At 38.6% G+C, this 22,744-nt stretch carries 18 protein-coding genes and 1 pseudogene; 7 read left to right on the top strand and 12 right to left on the bottom strand.

Annotated elements, in window-relative coordinates; all coding sequences use genetic code 11:
* Positions 1–36 precede the first annotated feature (36 nt).
* Together BW142_RS09490 and BW142_RS09485 are read left to right on the top strand one after the other, a co-directional pair.
* A complete protein-coding gene (locus BW142_RS09490; protein WP_076924713.1) occupies positions 37–2,127 on the top strand; it encodes a bifunctional diguanylate cyclase/phosphodiesterase in 2,091 nt (696 codons plus the stop codon).
* A gap of 98 nt (positions 2,128–2,225) precedes the next feature.
* A pseudogene (locus BW142_RS09485) lies at positions 2,226–4,396 on the top strand (S46 family peptidase).
* A gap of 124 nt (positions 4,397–4,520) precedes the next feature.
* Here the strand turns inward: BW142_RS09485 and BW142_RS20715 are convergent.
* The gene (locus BW142_RS20715) at positions 4,521–4,697 is read right to left on the bottom strand and encodes a hypothetical protein (RefSeq protein ID WP_165722958.1); all 177 of its coding nucleotides are present in this window, start codon (positions 4,695–4,697) and stop codon (positions 4,521–4,523) included.
* Positions 4,698–5,339: 642 nt separating this feature from the next.
* Positions 5,340–8,195 carry a hypothetical protein gene (locus BW142_RS09480; protein ID WP_076924712.1) on the bottom strand — a complete coding sequence of 952 codons (2,856 nt, stop codon included), beginning with the start codon at positions 8,193–8,195 and terminating at the stop codon, positions 5,340–5,342.
* 573 nt (positions 8,196–8,768) lie between these two features.
* On the opposite strand from BW142_RS09480, the gene BW142_RS09475 reads away from it, so the two are divergent.
* From BW142_RS09475 to gntR, 4 genes are all read left to right on the top strand, one after another.
* The gene (locus BW142_RS09475; protein WP_076924711.1) at positions 8,769–10,040 is read left to right on the top strand and encodes an aminotransferase class I/II-fold pyridoxal phosphate-dependent enzyme; all 1,272 of its coding nucleotides are present in this window, start codon (positions 8,769–8,771) and stop codon (positions 10,038–10,040) included.
* Between the two features lie 258 nt (positions 10,041–10,298).
* Positions 10,299–10,679 (top strand): BlaI/MecI/CopY family transcriptional regulator, encoded by a 381-nt coding sequence (locus BW142_RS09470; protein ID WP_002960288.1) that lies wholly within the window; start codon positions 10,299–10,301, stop codon positions 10,677–10,679.
* A gap of 11 nt (positions 10,680–10,690) precedes the next feature.
* Positions 10,691–12,307 (top strand): M56 family metallopeptidase, encoded by a 1,617-nt coding sequence (locus BW142_RS09465; protein ID WP_076924710.1) that lies wholly within the window; start codon positions 10,691–10,693, stop codon positions 12,305–12,307.
* 210 nt (positions 12,308–12,517) lie between these two features.
* Positions 12,518–13,528, top strand: coding sequence for a gluconate operon transcriptional repressor GntR (gene gntR, locus BW142_RS09460; protein ID WP_076924709.1), 1,011 nt, complete (start codon positions 12,518–12,520; stop codon positions 13,526–13,528).
* 106 nt (positions 13,529–13,634) lie between these two features.
* Here the strand turns inward: gntR and gntU are convergent, their stop codons facing one another.
* A complete protein-coding gene (gntU, locus tag BW142_RS09455; protein ID WP_076924708.1) occupies positions 13,635–14,978 on the bottom strand; it encodes a gluconate transporter in 1,344 nt (447 codons plus the stop codon).
* 150 nt (positions 14,979–15,128) lie between these two features.
* Here gntU and BW142_RS09450 point away from each other — a divergent pair, with 150 nt between their 5' ends.
* Complete coding sequence (locus BW142_RS09450; RefSeq protein ID WP_076924707.1) at positions 15,129–15,662, top strand: gluconokinase; 534 nt, start codon at positions 15,129–15,131, stop codon at positions 15,660–15,662.
* A gap of 47 nt (positions 15,663–15,709) precedes the next feature.
* On the opposite strand, the gene BW142_RS09445 is transcribed toward BW142_RS09450, so the two are convergent.
* The 9 genes from BW142_RS09445 to hisD form a co-directional block, all read right to left on the bottom strand.
* A complete protein-coding gene (locus BW142_RS09445; protein ID WP_002960277.1) occupies positions 15,710–15,898 on the bottom strand; it encodes a DUF1289 domain-containing protein in 189 nt (62 codons plus the stop codon).
* 2 nt (positions 15,899–15,900) lie between these two features.
* Positions 15,901–16,455, bottom strand: coding sequence for a hypothetical protein (locus BW142_RS09440; RefSeq protein ID WP_076924706.1), 555 nt, complete (start codon positions 16,453–16,455; stop codon positions 15,901–15,903).
* A 108-nt stretch (positions 16,456–16,563) separates the two neighbouring features.
* Positions 16,564–17,178, bottom strand: a complete 615-nt coding sequence (gene hisIE, locus BW142_RS09435) for a bifunctional phosphoribosyl-AMP cyclohydrolase/phosphoribosyl-ATP diphosphatase HisIE (RefSeq protein ID WP_076924705.1) — start codon at positions 17,176–17,178, stop codon at positions 16,564–16,566.
* Complete coding sequence (hisF, locus tag BW142_RS09430; RefSeq protein WP_076924704.1) at positions 17,169–17,948, bottom strand: imidazole glycerol phosphate synthase subunit HisF; 780 nt, start codon at positions 17,946–17,948, stop codon at positions 17,169–17,171. Before hisF ends, hisIE begins: the two co-directional genes overlap by 10 nt.
* Entirely contained in the window at positions 17,930–18,664 is a 735-nt protein-coding gene (locus BW142_RS09425; RefSeq protein ID WP_010552951.1) for a 1-(5-phosphoribosyl)-5-[(5-phosphoribosylamino)methylideneamino] imidazole-4-carboxamide isomerase, read from the bottom strand. The genes hisF and BW142_RS09425 overlap by 19 nt, the downstream gene beginning before the upstream one ends.
* A gap of 33 nt (positions 18,665–18,697) precedes the next feature.
* On the bottom strand, positions 18,698–19,288 hold the full coding sequence (gene hisH, locus BW142_RS09420) for an imidazole glycerol phosphate synthase subunit HisH (protein ID WP_024598086.1): 591 nt from the start codon (positions 19,286–19,288) through the stop codon (positions 18,698–18,700).
* Complete coding sequence (gene hisB, locus BW142_RS09415) at positions 19,285–20,346, bottom strand: bifunctional histidinol-phosphatase/imidazoleglycerol-phosphate dehydratase HisB (RefSeq protein WP_024598085.1); 1,062 nt, start codon at positions 20,344–20,346, stop codon at positions 19,285–19,287. The genes hisH and hisB overlap by 4 nt, the downstream gene beginning before the upstream one ends.
* Positions 20,343–21,452 (bottom strand): histidinol-phosphate transaminase, encoded by a 1,110-nt coding sequence (gene hisC / locus BW142_RS09410; RefSeq protein ID WP_076924703.1) that lies wholly within the window; start codon positions 21,450–21,452, stop codon positions 20,343–20,345. The genes hisB and hisC overlap by 4 nt, the downstream gene beginning before the upstream one ends.
* Positions 21,442–22,743, bottom strand: a complete 1,302-nt coding sequence (gene hisD, locus BW142_RS09405) for a histidinol dehydrogenase (RefSeq protein ID WP_076924702.1) — start codon at positions 22,741–22,743, stop codon at positions 21,442–21,444. The genes hisC and hisD overlap by 11 nt, the downstream gene beginning before the upstream one ends.
* Position 22,744 lies beyond the last annotated feature (1 nt).

Genomic DNA, 22,744 nt, shown 5'->3' with positions numbered 1-22,744 from the left:
ATTATTAAATAAAATTATTATGGATATAGCCTCAAAATGAAATCAGATAACCCGACTTCAAACTTAACCCATCAATTTGTAATTAACGACTATTTGCATCAGTTATTTGATGCAGTAAATGTTATTTCTGTTCAAGGTTATGACAATGAACGTCGTGTTATTTATTGGAATGAAGGCAGTGAGCGACTTTATGGCTATACCAAAGAAGAAGCCATAGGGAAAAAAATAGAAGATCTTATAATTCCAGAGCCAATGTGTGAATTTGTTATTGACGCGCACAGTGATTGGGTAAAAAAAGATATAGAAATTCCAGCGTCTGAAATTATCTTACAAGACAAGGATGGAAACAACGTATCGGTTTTTTCCAGCCATGTTATGTTTATAAATCAATATAATACAAAACAAATGTACTGTATTGATATCGATTTGTCGGATGTGAAAAAAGCACAAGCAGAGGCTTCATTTAATGAGGATATGCTAAAAACCATTTTTGGGGCAATCCCTGATTTATTTTTCCTGATGGAAAATGATGGAACTATCCTGGAGTATCATGCGAGCAATGAAACCGATCTTTATACCAAGCCAATGCAGTTTATTGGTAAAAAGATGGGAGATGTATTACCTGAGGAAGTAGCCAAAAAATTTGAAACTTATATCAGCCTTGTATTAGAAAAAGAGCAGATGATGAGCTTTAAATACGAGCTAGCTTTGCCCCATGGGCTCGTTTTTTTTGAAGCAAGAATAAATAAAATAACAGAACATAACCAGTTAATGGTTATTATTCGAGATATTACAGAACAGCATAAATCAGATGAAGTAATTAGACATCAAGCGTATTACGATAGCTTAACTTTACTCCCAAATCGTTTTTTAGCACTTGATCGTTTGTCGCAATTACTTATTGAAGCACAAAGAAATAACGAGAAAGCGGCAGTACTGTTTTTGGATTTAGATGATTTTAAAAAAATAAATGACTCTTTAGGCCATGAAACAGGAGACAAACTTTTAATTGAATCAGCGCAAAGGCTGCAAGAGGCACTGCGAAAAGACGACACGGTAGGGCGCCTAGGTGGAGATGAGTTTATCGTATTACTACGAGGTATAACTGATCACCATGCAGCGCTAAAAATTACTGAAAAACTGGTCAATAACTTTAGAGCCCCTTTTAAAATTGAGGGCCGGGAACACATACTAACAGCGAGTATTGGTGTAGCCATATACCCAGAAAATGGTACAACCGTTGCTGATTTACTACGAAATGCCGATACAGCAATGTATCAAGCAAAATCATATGGTCGTAATACTTATTCATTTTTTACTAAAAAAATGAACGTAATTATTCAGCGCCGACTAGTAATAGAAGAGCAGATGCGTGACGCCCTTGAACGCAATGAATTCGAGCTATTCTACCAGCCCCAATTTGACGCCAAAAATAAACACATCATTGGTGCAGAAGCGTTATTACGTTGGCATAACCCTGTGTTAGGTAATGTAACACCTGATGAGTTTATACCTATTGCCGAAAATACAGGATTAATTGTACCTATTGGCAAGTTTGTAATTAGCCAAGCTTTACACTTTTTAAACACATGGCAAAGTACCTGTAAACGCCAACAAAAATATACAATGGCTGTTAACTTATCACCTCGCCAATTTAGAGACGTAGGACTACTCAGTTTTATTCAAAACTCATTGAGTGAAGCAAACGTAAACCCCGAAAGTTTAGAGCTTGAAATAACTGAGGGAGTATTGATGAGTTGCCACACAAATGTTGTTGATATACTGACCGAAATTACAGCGTTAGGCATTAACTTATCAATGGATGACTTTGGTACAGGTTATTCGTCATTAAGTTATTTAAGAGAGTATCCTTTTAATGTACTCAAAATAGATAGAAGTTTTATTGACGGCATTGTGCTAAACAATGAAGATTGTAATCTCGTAAAGGCAATTATTGCTATGTCGCACAGCTTAGGACTGACAGTGGTAGCCGAAGGTGTAGAAACAAAAGAGCAGCATACTTTATTGAACGAATTGGGTTGTGATTTTATGCAAGGCTTCTATTTTAGTAAACCAATACCAGCAAAACAGTTTCTTGATTTTTCGATGAATTTTGATAAAAAGTAAGGTTAAACACTCGATTGTAACAATTCATTGCACGGCTATTGACCTTATTGTCCCATCGCGAGTAACCTGTTATAGAAACAAATAAAAAGGATTCTATAATGCGTTTAAAACCTCTTGTAGCTACATTAGCTGCCACATTTGCACTATCACTTTCAAGTAGTGCCATAGCCGACGAAGGTATGTGGCAACCACACCAACTTCCAGAGTTAGAATCAATATTAAAAGCCAAAGGGCTTGAAATTGATGTTGAATCTATTTCTAAGTTAACCGAATTCCCAATGAATGCAGTAATTAGCCTAGGTGGTTGTACAGCATCGTTTGTATCGCCTAAGGGTTTAGTTGTGTCAAACCATCACTGTGTTTATGGCTCGGTTCAGTACAACTCAACGCCTGAGAACAATATTTTAGAAAATGGCTTTTTAGCTAAAAGTCCTGCTGAGGATTTACCTGCAGCGCCAGGCTCACGCGTCTATGTAACAAAAACGGTTACCAACGTAACAGATGAAGTAATTAAAGGTACTAACGAGCTAACAGCAAAAGCACGGTACGACGCACTCGAAAAAATGAAAAAGCGCTAGTAGCCCAGTGTGAAGCCGACGAAAGCTATCGCTGTAATGTGTATTCGTTTCATGGTGGTTTAGAGTTTTACCTAATTAAGTCACTTGAAATTAAAGACGTACGCTTAACTTATGCACCGGCAATAGGCGTAGGTAAATACGGCGGCGATATAGATAATTGGATGTGGCCGCGCCACACAGGCGACTTTGGTTTTTACCGCGCTTATGTAGGCAAAGATGGAAAACCTGCAGAGTACAGCGAAGACAACGTACCTTACGTACCTGACTCTTACCTAAAAGTAAGTGCCAAAGGCGTGCAAGAAGGCGACTTTGTAATGGTTACAGGCTACCCAGGACGTACTAACCGCTACCGTATAGCAACAGAGGTAGATAACGTATTTAACGACAGCTACCCTAAAGCACGTGTTCATAACTCAAAATACGTGTCGCTTATCGAAGAAAACTCAGAAGACGGCAGTAAAGCGCGTATTGCTTACGAAAGCACCATTGCAGGTTATAACAACTATATTAAAAACTTTGGTTCGATGATCGAAAGCTTCAAAAAAGGCACTATGCTTGAGCGCAAAAAACAGTTTGAGCAAGAGTTAACACAATGGATCAATAGTGATGGTGAGCGTAAAGAACAATACGGAAGCGTATTAGGTGAGCTATCTGAGCTAATTGCACAATCACAAGAGCACAGTGAACGCGACCGTATGTTAGGTTATGTACACCGCTCACAAATGATCAGCACAGCACGACGTTTATACCGTTTAGCTTATGAAAAACAAAAGCCAAATAGCGAACGCGAATCTGGTTATCAAGAACGTGACTTACCTCGCATTAAAGCAGGGCTTGAGCGCATGACGCGCCGTTATGATAGCAAAGTAGACAAAGCTATTTTACTGCACTTTTTAGAACTGTATGCAGCACTTCCAAAAGAAGAGCGTTTTAGCGACGTTGATAACGTATTTAAAGTACAAAATGGGTTTGATAAAGCAACCCAAAGCGCGTTACTTGATAGCATGTATGAGCAGTTAAGACTCGATAATGCCACTGTTCGCAATTCATTATTTGAGCAATCGTTTAGCCAGCTAAATCAAAGCCAAGACCCATTTGTGCAGTACGCTAAAGCAATCTTTAAAGTAATGAAAGCTGAGGAAGATAAATCAAAGGCACTGGCAGGTAAATTACAAGCCGCTCGCCCAGAGCTAATGAGCGCAATCATTGCGCTTAACAAAGCTAAAAACAAACCGGTATACGCCGATGCTAACAGCACATTACGAGTAACCTATGGCACTGTAGGTGGCTATTCACCTCAAGATGGCTTGGTAGCAACACCGTTTACATCGCTTGAAGGATTACTTGCTAAAAACACCGATGTTGACCCATTTAATGCACCTAAAAAGTTACAAGAGCAAATTAAAGCCAAGCTTTACGGTGATTACACGGGTGGCATGAATACAGTACCCGTTAACTTTTTATCAAATGTAGACACTACCGGTGGTAACTCAGGTTCGCCAACACTTAACGGTAAAGCAGAGCTTGTAGGCTTACTGTTCGACGGTGTTTACGAAAGTATTATTGGTGACTGGGATTACAACCCTGAGCTTAATCGCTCAATCCACGTTGATTCACGCTACATGCTGTGGGTAATGGATAAAGTAGATAATGCACAAAACTTGTTAGACGAAATGACAATTGTAAAATAAGTAATTGGTGAGATAAGAGAAGAGCGCTTACCGTAAAGGAAGCGCCTTTTTTGTTGATGTTTGATTCGTTTATGACTGCTAAGTGCCATGATCGGATAATCGAAACCTTAGTCGCTTGTTATATTTAAATTTTACGCTCAAAGGCTAGATATAAAGTTGCAAATAAAAAACCACTAAAGCCTTTTTCCATTTTTGATAACACCCACCCATCTCTTGCCAACTCGTTTGCTTTAGCGTTTGCTCTATTTAACATACCACCTGTAGCCCAGATTTGAGAAACTGCAATAAACTTATACTCCATGTAACACTCCTTTAAATATAAATGCTTTATCAGAGGACTCTTTCTCTATTTTTAAGCGAAAACGTCCTTATTTTATTAGCTTCTATTAATAGCAAAAAGCATAAGTTATTGCTAGCTATATATATTATGCTTATGATGGGTTATTTGAACATATAAAAAAGGGGGGAAGTAGTCATTAATTAATTACTCACTCAATGACTGATTCTCGCTCACAGCACGCTTCAGCAAAGTGCGACTTGCTGTCATTTAAATAGAAATTAGCAAAGGCGACCTCATTTTCTTACCTTTTTGTTGATGTTTGATTCGTATATTTATGGCTGCTAAGTGCCATTTGCGGACATTCAGTATTTGAATTTAAGTCTATACTGATGGTCGCAAAACCACCATAGCCGTCATTCATCATATAATTGTTAATGATCACTTTGTGCACAAAGTTAGCCTAATGCTAAAACTTTGGAAAGCCATGAATTTTATTTTTCAATTGATGGGTGTCCTAAACTTTAAAACTTTGTGATAGCTGAGTTGGTATTCATGTTATCAAGGAATTAGCAGGTCATAAATCAATTCAAGCTACGGCTCATTATTTGGCTACTTCACCTACAACCCTCCTTAATGCTGTAGAACTAGTGTAATAATCGGCTTTTATTCATATTGAGTAATATCAAACCTAATAATACTTGGATATTGCTTTTCGATTTCTGCAACTTGCGGTACATGCTGATTAGAGTAGTTTTTTAGCAGGAATACGTAAAATTGAGCAAACACCTTTTCTTGTTTTTTTCCTTTGATTAACCGGCGAATTTTTTCTATCAATACAAGAACATTTTCTTGGTCTTTAACAATTTCGTTAAATATACTTGGCAAGTTTTTATGTATAAAAACTAAAAGAGAAAATTTGGATTTTGTTTTGTCTACGTTCGTTGCATTGTCAAAAATCGCATCTGAAATTTCGCTAATATTTTCTTCAAGTATTCTTTTGACTAATGATATCCCACCATCCTCTTTCATAATTTCCGCTAATATTAGGAGTTCATTTTTACACTCTAACCGCCCTCCGAAATCCATTTTATACCTTGTACCATTTTGAATTTCATTAAGAGAGAAATCAGGAGATAAAGCTACAAACAGTTGATCAATATATTGGTACTTTTTGATTGTTTTAGCAACATAATCTTGGTAATTCTGGCTATCTGCATTTTGCAATATAGCGATAAGTGCTCTGTGATAATGGTCTAACTTATCATCGCTTTTATAAAGTTCAAAAAGCCTATCGTAATTAAACTTATCTGATATTTCTTTTAATTTGTTCATATCGTATAAGGCTAGAAATATCATTATATCTCCATACTCTTGTACGTCTACTATCTCTAGGCTTTCAAAGGCTTCTAAAATTGAATTGATCGATAGTTTACTTGCTAGACGTTTCGCCCTTTTCTTTAGCCTCGAATCAGTTAACTTAATACCTAAAATTGCAGCAGTTACACCGAAGTAGTGGCTAAACAAATCACTTAAAGAACTATAAGCATTCATTAAGTCTTTGTTCAATAGTTCGCTTATACCTTCTATATTATTTTTTACTTGTTCATCAACCCAATCACTATTTATGTATGCTAATTCGTCAATTAATTTTGAAAACTGATAACAAGCAGTGTCATTAGAAAACGCTGATACATTTATTTCAAACGTAGATGTCTCAAATAGATTTTTTTGGTAGTCCTTACATTTTTCATCAACAAAGAACTGCATTCGGCTTAATAGATATGAAAACCTAGACCTATCTTCAATCTGGGCGTTAATCATAGCGTTAAAAACAACTTTAATATGCTTTTCAGATACTGTCAGAAATTTATTATCTTCATTGGACAAAGTGTTAATCAAATTTCCTAATTGATACGCAGTTTTTCGGCAAACATCTAGAAGCCATTTTTCAAGTATGGAACTGTCTTTTTTCAACAGGCTTAAAACATCTTTATTAAGTCGAATTAATGAGTTTAATTTAGTTACTATCGCTGGTGCATCTTGTATTGTAATTGTGGTAGCAAGAAGGTTTAAAGTAACCTCTTCGGTTATACCTCGTGTATTTAATTCGTACTTCCCCCTTCTAAAATCAAATATGATAAACTCAATCAAATTAGAATGACCTGCGAGGTAAGCATCTGTTTTCAGAATAAAGGCGATAAGGTTTAAAAGATACTCTAATTCGTCAGCGGAATTGTTTTGTGACAGAAATAGTTTCAAAACTCGCCGTGAGTATTCGTAGTGTTTGTTCTTAATGTTACCTTCGATAGACACACAATATTTGTTTAATACTGTCTCGGCTTTTTGAAGCCATTGGCTATCATTATTGAACTGTTTCAGTGCAGTCAATATAGTTTGCTTACTAACACCATTATCTAACGTCGCAAACTGAAAAATAGCGACGGTTACAACAGCCATGCTAAGTTTTTGATCGTTTTCTAATAAATCTAAATCTTGTTTAGCAGCATTCCACCCCTCAGTTAAAGAATAATTAAATAACCAAGGGGTACTTTCTCTAGAAGCCCTAAAAATCCTAGCATCGATTCTATCGTGATGGTCTTTTTTGTTAGTTTTCAAACCAATAAGTTTTAAAGTTTCTGAAATTTGATCTTTATTCTCTAAACAATACTTTTCCAGCATTTTGACCTGAGATATTGGTGAAATTTCAACAAAAGGGTAATTTCTTAAGAAGCCATCGTCAATTGATGTACTTGAGTTCCAATTAGCAAGTATTAAGCAGCTTTTATATGCACTACTTAGAATAATCTCAAAAAACTTAGGGTCAAGTATTTGTGCATCATCTATCACTAAGACAGAATTGTCCTGAGGTGAAGCAAGAGTAAAGTTATTTGTAAATAACTCTTTGTGGATGCTAAATACTGCGTAACCCTGCTTATAAAAGTTATATGCAACTTGGTAAGTTAATAATGATTTTCCACTTCCACTGCACCCTTTAATAATACATTTATTTGCTAATTGAAGTTTATTAGTAATATCCGAAATGATTGCTTCGCTTGATGGGCAAGATTCAACATTTTTCTCATTAAGGCCAGTGCAAGATAACGCTGTTGAATAGTCACTTTCTAGAAATTGAAAGTCCACTGTTTTAAACAATACAAAAGGCTTCTCAATATATATCCTTGACTTTGCTACGCCTTCAGAATATGACTTCCAACCAAACAAAACTTCTGCCGAATATCCCGTACCTTTGTTTTTATCAATTATTGTTGAACATTTATTACATAGGTGAATAGCATTAGAAATATTACTCCGTTCCTCTTCTGAAAGGCTAGGATTGGCTCTTGGTCCATTATCAATGGAGGCGGAATAAATATGAGCAGCGACACCTACATATTCTTTTTCATTTGGAATAATAGATGGTCCAATTGTGGAAACACCACAAGAAGGGTTTGAGCAATGAAAACCGACTCGTTCTGCTAATAACCTTTTATCTGCTGGAGTAAAATCATGCCTAGCCATAAATCATTATTTCCATCTACTAATTAGTCCAATCCAATTTTGACATATTTAATGTAATTAAATTATTTCTACTCAACTAAATGATAATAAAGTCAATTCATTAAATATCAAGAGGTAAGTACATTCAAATGTGAATGAAGTGTATAGAGGTTAACTTATTGCAGAAATGCTCAAAAATATCAATTTTGACTATTGTTTTGGCTCCGCTAGGCAACAAAATATCACCCTCGCTGTTATACGAATTTCACTATAGAACGAATAATAGGAGGTGTCCCCATTATATCTACAACAGGTTGATACTCTATGAACAGTGGCACATTACCCATGAATTTTATTATTTAAATTGAGGGTTCTAAATTTTCTACTGGCAATTTATTAACGTTCACTATCTAAATATCAACGACTGCAATGAGCTTGAAGCAGTCATACAATGTAAAAATACGACTGACTGCTTATCGCTCTGAGCTGCCTTTAACTTAAATCAAATCACCTCAACACCCTTTAATATATTTCATGTGCATTTTATAACCAAGAAGTGCTAGCTTAGTGGTAAATTAATTGAAGGAAATAATTATGAAATTAGAGTCATTAGCACTGCACCACGGTTACGAATCTGAGCCTACGACCAAATCGGCAGCCGTGCCTATCTATCACACTTCTTCTTATACATTTGATAACACGCAGCATGGCGCTGATTTATTCGATTTAAAAGTACCTGGAAATATTTACACCCGCATAATGAACCCAACTAATGCCGTACTTGAACAACGTATTGCTGCAATGGAAGGGGGTATTGGTGGGCTAGCTGTTGCCTCTGGGATGGCTGCTATTACGTATGCTATTCAATGTTTGTGTGAAGTAGGCACTAATATTGTAAGCACCAGCCAAGTATATGGTGGCACGTATAACTTATTTGCTCATACACTACCTAGGCAAGGTATTGAAGCGCGCATGATTAAAGCTGATGACTTTACCGCGTTCGAGAATGCCATTGACGACAACACTCGCGCCGTTTTTTGTGAGTCTATTGGTAATCCGGCAGGTAATATTGTTGATATTGAACGCTTAGCACGTATTGCACACAGTAAAGGTGTGCCGCTTATTGTTGATAATACCGTGGCTACGCCGTATTTATGCCGCCCATTTGAGCTGGGCGCAGATATAGTGGTTCACTCACTTACAAAGTATATCAACGGGCACGGTACTGCCATTGGCGGCATGATTGTCGACTCAGGTAAATTTGATTGGAAAGCGAATGCTACGCGTTTTGCAATGATGAACGAGCCCGATCCGTCGTATCACAACGTGGTGTATACTGAAGCCTTTGCTGAAGCTGCATTTATCGGTCGCTGCAGAGTAGTGCCACTTAGAAATACCGGCGCAGCGCTTGCCCCTAAAAACGCATCTGACATTTTAATCGGCCTTGAAACCTTAGGCTTAAGAATGGATCGCCACTGCGAAAATGCACAGCACTTGGCTGAGTATTTAGAAAATCATCCAAAAGTGCTTTGGGTTAATTACGCAGGGCTTAAATCAAGCCCGTATAACGAAATGAGTCAAAAAATTACCAGTGGTAAAGCATCGGGTATTTTAAGTTTTGGTATTGCTGGTGGCCTAGAAGCCGGTACTCGTTTTATTGATGCGCTAAACATGATTTTACGCTTAGTTAATATTGGCGATGCCAAGTCGCTTGCGTGTCATCCTGCGTCAACTACACACCGCCAATTAAACGATGAAGAGCTAGCTAATGCAGGCGTAAGTCGCGATTTAATTCGTTTGTCGGTTGGTATTGAAAACATTGCAGACATAATTGCCGATGTAAGCCAAGCGCTCGATAAAGCATAGTTACCTCACTACTTTTCATAAAAAACTTTAAAGCATAAAAAGCGTTAGTTGAAAATAAACTATCGTTTTTTATGTTTTTCTAAAATCTATTAATAAGTATACCTCTTTATTTTATATGCCTTTTTTATAAAACCTTCCCATGGCTTTTATATTTCTACCGTTTGTTTTTTATTCACATGTCAATTTTGTATTGACACTAAGATTACTTACTACTACATTTGTAACAGTACCACTACAAATGTAGTAATAGGAGCGACAATGAAACTTAGTGATTTTGAAATGGATATTATGCAGCTGCTCTGGCAGGAAGAACCCTGTACCGCGAGTCAACTACATAAGGTGCTTTTAGCTGATAAGCAAAAAGATAAAAAAGTAGCCTATACAACAGTTAAAACTATTGTAGATAGGTTAGAACACAAAGGAGCGATTGAGCGTTGTGGACATGAAGGGCGAGCTATTGTTTTTAGAACAATCGTGACTCAAGACACATTATCGGAGCAAGCTATGCCTAGTTTTATGCAACGATTTTTTAAAGGTAATTCTCGTAGTTTAATTGCCCACTTTATCAAAGAAGAAAAGCTAAATGATGAAGATATAGAATATTTACAAACGCTTTTAAAAAATAAGAAGTTAGATTAAAGGAGAGGGTAATGACGGATTATTTACTAACTTGCACACTTATTAGCTTATGTATTTTGCTTACAGTAAAAGGACTAAAAAATGCCCCAGCACGATTAAACTTTTACATTTTAATGACTGCCTTGGCATGTTGGTTTGTCCCTTGGCAGTACTTTTCCCAGTTACCCTTATTTGAAGGGGAAAATCGTTACACATTCAACGTGGGGCAATTGATTCCCGATGTTAAAGCATTAATACCAAACGCTGAACAAGTAGCAACTAAGGACGAATTACAAAGCGATATGGGTATATGGGACTTATTGCCATCACTTAGTAATGTTTTTATAGTTTTAGTTTTAGCTGGTTTTGGATTGTTTTTATTACGCATGGGCTTATATGTAAAGCTTATAAAAAATTTATACATTAACTCAAAGCCAAGTCCTGAACTTAACCACATCAACAATCAGTATCCAATTAGACTAACAACCCATACAGAACCTGCTTTTGCTACCGGGTTAATAAAGCCTGTTATTTGGTTAGAGTCGACGATGATGAATCGTGAAGAATTAAATTCAGTTATTCAACATGAGGTTACGCACTTACAACAAGGTGATATTTATTGGACGTGGCTTATTTGTTTTATAGAAAGCGTTTTTTGGTGGAATCCTATTTGCTTAAAGTTAACTGGTTTAGCAAGAGAGCAACTCGAACTTAGCTGTGATGAGTTGTGTATGCAAAAGCTAAAAGGTAAATACCAATTGGATTTAGCAAGTTTATTGCTACAAGAGCAAAGTGCTAAAAGCTCGCCTAACTTTTTTACCCCCCCACTTTTGAATATTGCTCACTCTAAGAGTTTTAATATTCAGAGGATCAAAATGTTAAACAAGGAAAAAACAATGAAAAGTAAATATTTGGTTATGGTTGCGGCGGCAATGTCTTTTAGTGCTTTAGCTGCAGCGCAAATTGTAGACGGTAGTTCAGATAATAAACAGCAAAGTAATAATACGTCTCAGGCTCCTGTTAAAAGTGAAGTTTATAATCAACAACTTGCACAGCTTCTAAAAAGTGCTGCTGGGGCAAAAAGTGATAACCCTGAACTGTTAAACCAAGCTGCGCAAGGCATTCAAGATTGGCACTTGAATAGAGACAAACTTACGGGGTTTGAAGAAGCTGAAATCAAACTACAAAGCTTTAGGCTGCTAAATCACGTTTACTCTAAACTTGAGCAATATGAAGACATACTGAGTGCTTACGAAAAATGGTACGAGCAGGGCAGTAACCCACCTTACTTTTTAAAAAATTCACTAGCAACGGCCTATATACAGCTAGGGCGTTATGAGCTTGCTGTTGCAGAGCTTGAAGATTTATCAAAACAGCTTGAAGGTAAGCTACATGTTGGCTCAGCTGATAACTTAGCACTGGCATACATTTACCTTGATGATTACGATAAAGCATTAAAAACCCTAGAGCAGGTTGATGCAAAAGATGATGTATACGGCAATATCCTTAAATATTATGTTTATGATAAACAAAATAACCGTAAAAAGATGGATGAAATCAAAAGTAAAATACCAGAAGCATTTGCAGTTACCCCCGCGTTATTACCACAAAGCGGCGTACCTGGTTCGCAATTGTTGAGATTGCTATAAGTTTTTAATTACGATGAGGCTCGGAGTATCTGAGCCTCTGTTTAATGTTATTGGTACAAATACAAATACAGATTTATTCATTAAAATAGGTCTAGGTTATTTAAATCTCTGGGCAACCGCTTAGCGATAACTTAAATAAAAATGGCTAAAAGTAGTGATTTTTCGCAATAGTTGGTATGTTACAAGTAACATCTTATTTAATTGTGTGTGATGAAAAAAAACAAACGTTCTTCTCTTCAAGATATTGCCGATGCGGTTGGTGTAACCAAAATGACGGTGAGTCGTTATTTACGCAATCCCGAAAAAGTATCAGAGTCTACTCGCACTAAAATTAGTGCAGCTATTGATACGCTAGGTTACATTGCAAATAAAGCCCCTGATTTACTCTCTAATGCTAAAAGCTACTCTATTGGTGTACTAGTCCCATCGTTAACGAATCACGTGTTTGCTCAAGTTATAAGAGGCATTGAAGATGTGACTGGGCCTGCAGGGTATCAAACAATGTTGGCCCATTATGGTTACAACCCTGAAATTGAAGAAAAACGGGTTGAGTATTTATTGTCGTACCACGTTGATGGTTTAATTTTATCAGAAACCACACACACAGACAGAACGCTAAAAATGATTGAGATGTCAGGCGTACCTGTGATTGAAATAATGGATACTCATCACTCTCCTATGCAGCAAGCGGTTGGTTTTGATAACGTTAAAGCCGCTTTTGATATGACGACAGCACTTTTAAATAAAGGCTATCGCAATATTGTTTATATAGGTGCAAGGCTCGATGTACGAACACGCCTAAAATTTCAAGGTTATTCAGATGCTATGTTAGCTAAAGGCTTTACGCCTAAAAGTGTGATGACTGATCAAGCTTCATCTTACAGTTTAGGCGCTGAACTTTTACAAAAAGCGCGTACTGACTACCCAAATACTGACTGTTTGTTTTGTACTAATGATGATTTAGCAATTGGGGCTATTTTTGAGTGCCAGCGAAACAATATTTTAGTGCCTAGCCAAATGGGGGTTGTGGGTTTTCATGGTCATGATATTGGCCAAGCAATGGTGCCTCAATTAGCAAGTGTGATCACCCCTCGTTATCAGATAGGTAATGTTGCGGGAAGAGAATTGTTGAGCCGGATTAATTCCGATTTGGATACTAGCATGAATTATAAGCAAGTAATTGATACTGGTTATATAGTTCATCTAGGTGAGAGTGTTTAAATACTCAAATTACATGAGCCTAATTACATGAGCTTAATTACCTGAGCCTAAATAACAAAAGGCTCAGGTGATTTTTATATGTGTGATAGCTCTACGCACTGTAAATTTACAAAAACAGAGAAATAATCATAGCGACAAGTGCGCCAACAGTACCAATAATAGTTTCCATTACCGTCCACGTTTTAAGAGTTTGCATTTCGCTCAAACCGAGATAGCGACTCGCTAACCAAAATCCTGAGTCGTTTACATGGGAGAGCACAATAGATCCCCCACCAATAGCGATGGTGACAGCTGCAAGCTGCGCTCCATCAAGGCCTAAAGGCTGAAGCATTGGAATAATTAAGCCACACGCTGTAAGCATAGCTACTGTCGCTGAGCCTTGAATAACCCGCACAGCAGCTGATAATACAAAAGCGAGTATTACAATCGGTAAGCCTGAGCCAGCTAAGTAATTACCCAGTGCAGTACCTACTCCTGAATCAACTAATACTTGTTTAAATACCCCACCGGCACCAGTGACAAGAATAATAATTCCTGCAGGTTGTAAGGCACTACCACAAATTTCCATGATTTTAGCATTAGGGACACCGCGCCTTGCACCGAGCAAATAAAATGCCATTAGGCAAGCAACTAAAATTGCTGTAAATGGATGTCCTATAAAGGCTAACCAATTATATAAATCAGAGTCTTTTTCAACAAAGCGACTACCAATAGTATTTAAACTAATCATAATTAATGGCAAAGCAATCAAACCTAATGCTAATCCAAAACTAGGCGTTCCTTTACCAACTCTTTGGTTATCGTCGATTTGTTCGTGCTGTGGGAGTTCTACATGAATAGATTTAGAAATAATAGAGCCCCAAATTGGACCTCCTATAATCATCGCTGGTATGGCAGCAATAAGGCCAAATAAAATCATATAACCATAGTCAGCGCCTAATTGAGAGGCAACCAAAATCGGCCCTGGCGCAGGAATAAGAAACGCCTGACAAGACGCTATCCCAGCAAGTAGCCCAATACCAATTTTAACAACGCTGCCACCGCCTTTTCTTACCACAGCAAAAACAATACCGATTAAAAGTACAACGGCTACATCAAAAAAGAGGGGGAGGGCACAAATAAAGCCCGTAAATGTAAGCGCCCAATTAGCGTTTTTTTCTCCAAAACGGTGTAAAAGTGTGTGGGCAATACGATCCAGCGCGCCGGTTTCTTCCATTACTTTGCCAAACATGGCGCCTAAAGCGACCACCACAGCTACAAAGCCTAGCGTTCCAGCCATTCCCTTTTGAATTGTAGCGGCAATTATTTCAGGGCTCATTCCTGAGAGTAATCCTGCAATCATAGAAACAAGGATTAAAGAGACGACAGCATGTAGTCGTACTTTCATTACTAAGAAAAGCAATAAAAATATGGAGCCTGCCGCGGTTAGTATTAATGATAAATCTGACATTTTTCCCTACTTATATTCAGTGTGAATTATGATGTTTAGTGTGTGTTTGACTTCACTTTCGTATTTGTTACGCGTAACATGTTACCCGTAACTCAATATAATATATACATTGAAAATAATTAATTATTAAATTAAAGCGAGGGTAAATACATGAGTAACACAAATGTAGGTCGTGTTTATATTGTAATGGGGGTTTCAAGCACAGGGAAGTCAAGTGTGGGTGATGCATTAGCAAAGCGCATTGGCGCTAAATTTATCGACGGAGACGACTTACATCCCAAGGCTAATATATTAAAAATGTCATCTGGGCAGCCTTTAAACGATGCTGATCGTGTGCCTTGGCTAGAAAGAATACGTGATGCTGCATTTAGCATTGAAAAGAAAAATGAAATTGCGGTAATAGTCTGCTCTGCATTAAAAAAGAAATACCGAGAACAAATATGTGACGGAAATATAGGTATTACCTTTTTACATCTTTATGGTGATTTTGAACTGGTTAAAAGCCGTATGCAGGACAGAAAAGGACATTTTATGCCTGTTGATTTACTCAAAAGCCAATTTGAAGCGCTAGAAGTACCAAAAGAAGATGAGCCCAATGTTATAAATATAGATATTAATAACTCATTTGAGCAAGTAGTCGAAAGTTGTATTAGCGCAACTAAAATGAATAGCCACAACAAGTAAAAAGTTTTTAGTTAACTGTTACTTTTAACCTTTAGGGGCTTTATTTGTTATGAGTTAGCATCTGCTCGTGGTGTTTCTAAAATCGCTTTTTTTTCATCTTCAGATAATATTATCCAATCAAAAATTTCTTCGTTGGTACGCCCACACCCGGTGCAGTAACCGCTGCGCCTTTCGCATATTCCTAGGCAATCGGTTTTAAATTTAGATGGTTTTTTGTTTTGATTTAATTGGCGCATTGTTAAAGTCCTAATGGTGGTGCAATTTCAAAGCGAGTAGAAAACCCAATACCTTCTTGATTGGTAGCAAGTGTAATAACCGGATTTTTAGTATCAAGTACAAAGGTGCTGTAAATTGAACTTGCTGTTTCTTTTTGGCTTTCAAACCAACCTGTTTTGGTTAAGCATTGGCGTAATTGCTTAGCCAGTTTTTGATGAGACTTTATTGTTTGCGTTTGTGTTTTAACAGGTGTTTGGCATTGGTAACTTACTTGCTCTGACTGATTTAAAGTAACTGTACAGTTTGCTCCAATCATATGAGTATTCGTGCGCCATTGATTAGTAAACTGGTTATTTACTTTATCTGTTTTTATTGAATTAAAACCAGACTCATAACCATTTATTAGGTTATTTATGGTGCTGCATTCATCGGGTGTTACTGTGGTTTTTACAGACTGATTCGTTGTAGTAGTGGTTGCTGTAGTTGTAGTCTGATTAGTTTTGCTGGTACAGCCCGCTAAAATAAACGCGATAACTAAAATAAATGCGACAATAGAAGGAGTAATATAGTTTTTCATAGTTCACAGTAACCGATTAATTTAGCCACGCACTATATCACACGTGATTTACTGTAAAAATAAAAAGGCTCATATAAATAGGAGCCTCTTTGTTAGTCACAACTAATGCTATTTATGGCGACCTTGCAAGCATTTAACTACATCTTCAAGGGCTAAGCCTTGGCGTTGTAGCAATACTGTCAGGTGATAAATTAAATCAGCAGATTCGTTTGTTAGCTCATCGTTATCGTGTTTCATAGCGGCAAGGGCAACTTCTACGCCTTCTTCACCTACTTTTTGACAACTACGGCTTAAGTCTTTTGCAAATAATGACGCTGTGTAGCTTTTTTCAGGATCGTCGTTTTTACGCGCAACAATCACATCTTCTAACTGTGCTAAAAAGCTTAAACTTGGTTTTGCATCATCGCCAAAACAGCTTTGTGTACCTAAGTGGCACGTTGGGCCTTCTGGGTTGGCAAGGACTAAAATTGAATCGTAGTCACAATCGGTATGAATTGATACTACATTTAAGTAGTTTTCTGATGACTCACCTTTAGTCCATAAACGCGATTTTGAACGCGAGTAAAACGTTACTTTATTGCTCTCAAGCGTAACGTTTAGTGCTTCGCTGTTCATAAAGCCTTGCATTAAAATAACACCAGAGCGGGCATCTTGAATAATAGCAGGGATCATGTCACTTTTAGCGAAATCGACTTGAGCTTGGTTTTGTTGTGTTACTTGCATAATCTTGCTGCCACTTGGTTATCGGTTAAAAATTGTTTTAGTTCGCCAATGTTAATCACATTTTTATGAAAAACGCTGGCGGCTAATGCACCATCTACTTTGCTTTGTTTAAATACATCAACAAAATCTTGCATAGAGCCCGCACCGCCTGAGGCGATTAAAGGAATGTGACATAGCTCGCGAATTTTACATAGCTGCTCGTTGTCGTAACCGTTACGAACGCCATCTTGGTTCATGCAGTTTAATACAATTTCGCCTGCGCCTAGGTCTTGTACACGTTTAACCCATTCTTGTGTTTTATAACGCGTGCGGCTTGATGCATTAGGATCGCCGGTTAATTGGTAAACTAAATACTCACCGGTCGTTTCATCAAAAAAGCTATCTATACCTACAACAACACATTGCTTACCAAACTCATCGTGTAATTCTTTAATAAGTTCAGGGCGCGCAATAGCAGGGCTGTTGATGCTTATTTTGTCAGCACCGCGCTCAAGTACACGCGCTGCATCAGCGACAGATTTAATACCGCCCGCAACACAAAATGGAATATCGATATTACGTGCAATGCTCTCTACCCAGTTTACATCAAGTAGGCGTTTTTCAACGCTTGCACTGATTTCGTAAAAAACCAGTTCATCGGCACCGGCTTCGCTGTAGGCTTTAGCCATTGTTAAAATATCGCCAACAACTTCATGGCCTTTAAATTTAACGCCTTTAACTACTTGGCCGTCTTTAACGTCTAAACACGGGATTATGCGTTTTGATAACATGCCAGAGCCTCCTCAACGCTAAATGCGCCATCAAGCAATGATTTACCTAAAATAACGCCGCCCACACCGAGCTCTTTAAGCTTTTTAATGTCGTCAAGTGAGCTTACGCCCCCTGAGGCTTGCACTTTAATTGTGCTGTTGTGGCGAGTTAAATCTTCGTAAAGCTCAAACGATGGACCCGTCATGGTGCCATCTTTACTGATGTCCGTGCATAAAAAGTCGATAACACCTAAGCCAACATAAAAATCTACCAGCTCAAGTAAACCAAATTCAGATTCACTTAACCAACCGTGCGTAGCAGGTGCCCAGCCCGTGGCTGTTTTATTTACATCAAGGGCAATTACAAAGTGCTCTGCGCCAAATTGTTCAATCCACGCTTTTACTTGTTCGCGTTTTTCTACTGCCATTGAACCAATAACAACTTGGTTTGCACCGGCTTTCAGCCAATCACTTACATCTTGCTCTGAGCGAATACCGCCGCCCACTTGATACGGTACGTTAAGTGCTTTGGTCGCAGCTTGAATATGTTTCCACTGTTTTTTACTTGGATCGCGTGCACCTTCTAAATCAACAAGGTGCAGTTTACCTGCGCCACTGTCGGCGTATTCTTTTAAACGCGCGCCAAGTTCGAAAGGGTAAAACTGTGCTGTGTCGTATTTACCTTGGTACAAGCGCACAATTTGATTTTGTAATACGTCTAATGCTGGAATAATCACAAATAATCTCTTTATTGTTAGTTAATGGGCAGCTTACAACTGCCAATCAACAAAATTTTGTAATAAACGTGCGCCAACTTTTGCGCTGCGCTCTGGGTGAAATTGCATGCCCGCGTAATTGTCTTTAGCAACAATGGCTGAAAAGGTTTGACCGTATTCGCCACTCACTAGTGTGGCGTCGTTTACGGTGTGCGCAAAGCTATGAACAAAGTACACTTGCTCATCGAATGTTAGCCCTTTAGTTAATGCATGCTCTTTATTAACGGTTAAGTTATTCCAACCCATATGCGGTGACGTTAAATTGCCTACATCAAGCGCTTTTACTTGCCCTGGTATTTTACCCAAGCACTGTACGTTACCTTCTTCGGTGCTTTCGCACAGTAACTGCATGCCTAAACAAATACCCATAAGCGGGCGCTGGTATTCATTTATAGCTTGTTGCCAGCCGTTATCGACTAGGCGCTTCATAGCAACCGACGCATGACCTACACCTGGCAATATAGCGCGTTCATATCCGGCTAATTGCTCTGGTGATGTTATTACTGTTGGCGTTTGGCCTAAGCGTTCAAACGCAAAGCGTACGGAATTAATATTGGCACAACCGGTATTAATTATGGCAATCATAAACATCCCTTAGAGCTGGCTGTTTGTTGGGTCGTGTCTTGTGCTACTGCCATACGAAGAGCACGTGAAAATGCTTTAAATAAGCCTTCAACTTGGTGATGACAGTTACCGTCGCTTACCGATAAAATAAGGCTAATAGCGGCATTATCACTTAAGCTTTTGAAAAAGTGCTCAACCATTTGTACGTCTAAATCGCCTGCTTTTTCGCGACTAAAGTTAGCGTTTAATACAAATGATGCACGTCCCGATAAATCAATTTGTGCTTCAGCTTTACACTCATCCATAGGAAGCGCAAAACCATAGCGTGCAATTTGCGATTTAGTGCCAAGCGCTTGTTTAAGTGCGACACCAAGAGCAATACCAATGTCTTCAACAAGGTGGTGCTCGTCTATGTGTAAATCGCCTTTGGCTTTAATGTTTAAGCCAATGTTTGCGTGCGTACGAATTTGATCAAGCATGTGATCAAAAAAGCCAAGTCCGGTGTCTATGCTGCCATTTTTAGTTTGATCTAAGTTTATGGCCACATCAATTTGGGTTTCTTTAGTGTTGCGTGTAACACGACCTTCGCGGTTTGCGGTGGTCAATTTAGTCACTATCGCACTCCAATCTCCGTCGTATAAAATACCTTCACAACATAAGTTTTGCGCAAGGCCAATATCAGTTTCACGGTCGCCAATAACAAAAGAGCGTGCTAAATCTACTTTGCCTGAGCGCATAAGCTCGGTAAGTAAACCAGTTTTAGGTTTACGGCAATCACAGTTTTGCTCGTTAAAGTGTGGGCAAATTAATACGGTCTCAAAGCTAATGCCTTGGCTTTGCATTATGTCCATCATCTTATCTTGTGCTATATCAAAGTCAGCAGTCGGGAAGCTGTCTGTGCCCAAACCATCTTGGTTAGATACCATCACTAAACGGTAACCTGCAGCTTGTAATTGTAATAACGCAGGTATAACGCCAGGTAAAAATGCTAGCTTTTCAAGGCTATCTACCTGTTTGTCGGTAATTGGCTCTTCAATAATAGTGCCGTCGCGGTCGATAAATAAATAGGGGTTACTCATGATACTTCGTTTCCTGCTAAAGATGCTGTGGTAGCCGGCGTTTGTAAGCCATCTAACCAAATTTTTACTTGTTCAAGTTCTTGTTCGCTGCCAATTGAAATGCGTAGCCAGTCGTCTTCACCGTATAGAGTAAAAGCGCGCATAACCAAACCTTGCTCAAGTGCAATTTTAAAGTAGTTTTTATCGGCTAATTTTAAAGTAACAAAGTTACCTTCACCAGTGAGAATTTTTAATGCAGCAGGGGAGGCGTTTAGCCAATCTACCAACTTAGCTTTTAAGCTATTTAAAATAGTGACTTGGCGGCGCATTGATGTAATTGCATCGGGTGCAATTGCTTGCGCTGCAATACTTGCTACTACGCCCGATACTGGATACGGCGCAATAACTTTACGAATTGGCGCAAGAACGCTTGCTTGTGCAAGCGTAAAGCCTGTTCTAAGGCCTGCTAGCGCAAAGGCTTTAGATAAGGTGCGCAAAACCACTACATTACTAAACTCATTAATAAGCTTAGTGGCGCTTTGCTCTGGACAAAACTCTATATAGGCTTCATCAACAATAACTAATGCCTTACCTGTAAGTGCTGTTGCAATCGCTTTCACTTTATCTAGTGGCGTTAAGCTGCCCGTTGGATTATTTGGGTTACAAATAAATACCAGTTTTGAGTTGCCAACAGCTGCGACTATTTCGTCAGCACTGCCACTTAATAATAATTCTTGGGTAAGCGCGTTAATACCAACGTTGTGTGTATCGGCGGTAACTTTGTACATACCGTAGGTTGGTAAAAATAGCGCAATACTATCTTTAGCTGGCTCACAGTATGTGCGCACTAAAAGCTCAATGCCTTCATCTGCGCCGCGCGTCATTAATACATTTTCGCTTTCAAGCTCTGTATAAGCGGCGTAACGGTCAATAACCAGTTGCGGTTGTGGGTCGGGGTAGCGATTTAAATCCTCAATACTCAGTTCAAGATTTTTAGCATACGGGCTTTCGTTAGCATTTAGCCACGTAGTACCGGTTAGCTTTTCACTTTTTGCAGAGCTGTATGCAGCAAGGGCTGCAATATTCTTAGGTAATAAGCTAGACGCTTGTGCGCTCTCATTGCTCATTTTTAATTGCCTCTAAACGAATTGAAACCGCATTAGCGTGGGCATCAAGGCCTTCTGCATCTGCAAGTGGTAAAATTGCTTTTGAAAGCTGCGTTAAACCACTTTTAGTAATTGTTTGCACTGTGTATGTACGGAAAAAATCAAGCAAGTTTAAACTCGAGTAAGTTGCACTGTAACCATATGTTGGTAACACGTGGTTAGTACCCGATGCGTAATCGCCTGCAGATTCTGGTGTGTAGTCACCTACAAATACTGAGCCTGCATTTTTAACTTTATCTAGGTAAGGTGTTGCATCGCCTAGTTGTAAAATTAAGTGCTCTGGGCCGTATTGCGCCGATACATCAAATGCTTGCTCAACTGAATCAACCAAAATAAGTGAAGAATTAGCGAGCGCTTGCTCGGCTGTTTCTTTGCGGCTTAAGTTAGCTAACTGGCGTGTAAGTGCCAGCTGAGTTTGTTCTATAACACTTTCGCTGTTACATAATAAAATAACTTGCGAGTCTGCGCCGTGCTCTGCTTGTGAGAGTAAATCGGCGGCTATAAATTCTGGGTTTGCACGTTCATCTGCAATAACTAATACTTCAGATGGGCCAGCAGGCATATCAATTGCCATACCTGGAATAGTTTGCGCAACGAGCTGTTTAGCCATTGTTACAAAGCTATTACCTGGGCCAAATATTTTGTTCACTTTAGGAACCGATTCGGTGCCATAAGCCATTGCTGCAATTGCGCCTGCGCCACCACTTTCTATTAAAGTAGTAATGCCACATAATTTAGCTGCATATAAAATAGCAGGGTTAATCGCTTTATCACCTTGTACTGGTGTAGCAAGTACAACGGTTTTTGCGCCGCTTAATTGCGCTAATACACCCTGCATAATAACCGACGATGGCAGTGGAGCACTGCCACCGGGTACGTAAATACCGACTGCTTCGATGGCTTGATATTTCAGTTCACATACAACGCCTGGTTGGGTCGATAATTTAATATCTTTTGGCAATTGCGCTTCGTGAAAACGTTTAACGTTTGCATAAGCGGTATCAATTGCGTATTTAAGCTCTGCACTTAGTGCTTGCTCTGATGCGTTAATTTCATCAAGCGGAACACATAGGCGAGGGTTAGCTCTATTATCAAACTCTTTAGCCATGCTAAGTAAGGCTTCATCGCCTTGCTCTTTTACATTAGCTAAAATAGTTTTGCATATAGCTTCAACCTTGGCGCTGGCAGAAACTGCAGGGCGCATTAGCGCCGCTGCTTGTACTTGTGAAGATTCCTCATTCCAACGAAGCATG

Source organism: Pseudoalteromonas sp. EB27, assembly GCF_001974875.1.
In the GTDB taxonomy this organism is placed as follows: Bacteria; Pseudomonadota; Gammaproteobacteria; order Enterobacterales; family Alteromonadaceae; genus Pseudoalteromonas.
This window is presented reverse-complemented; position numbering and strand designations above follow the sequence as displayed.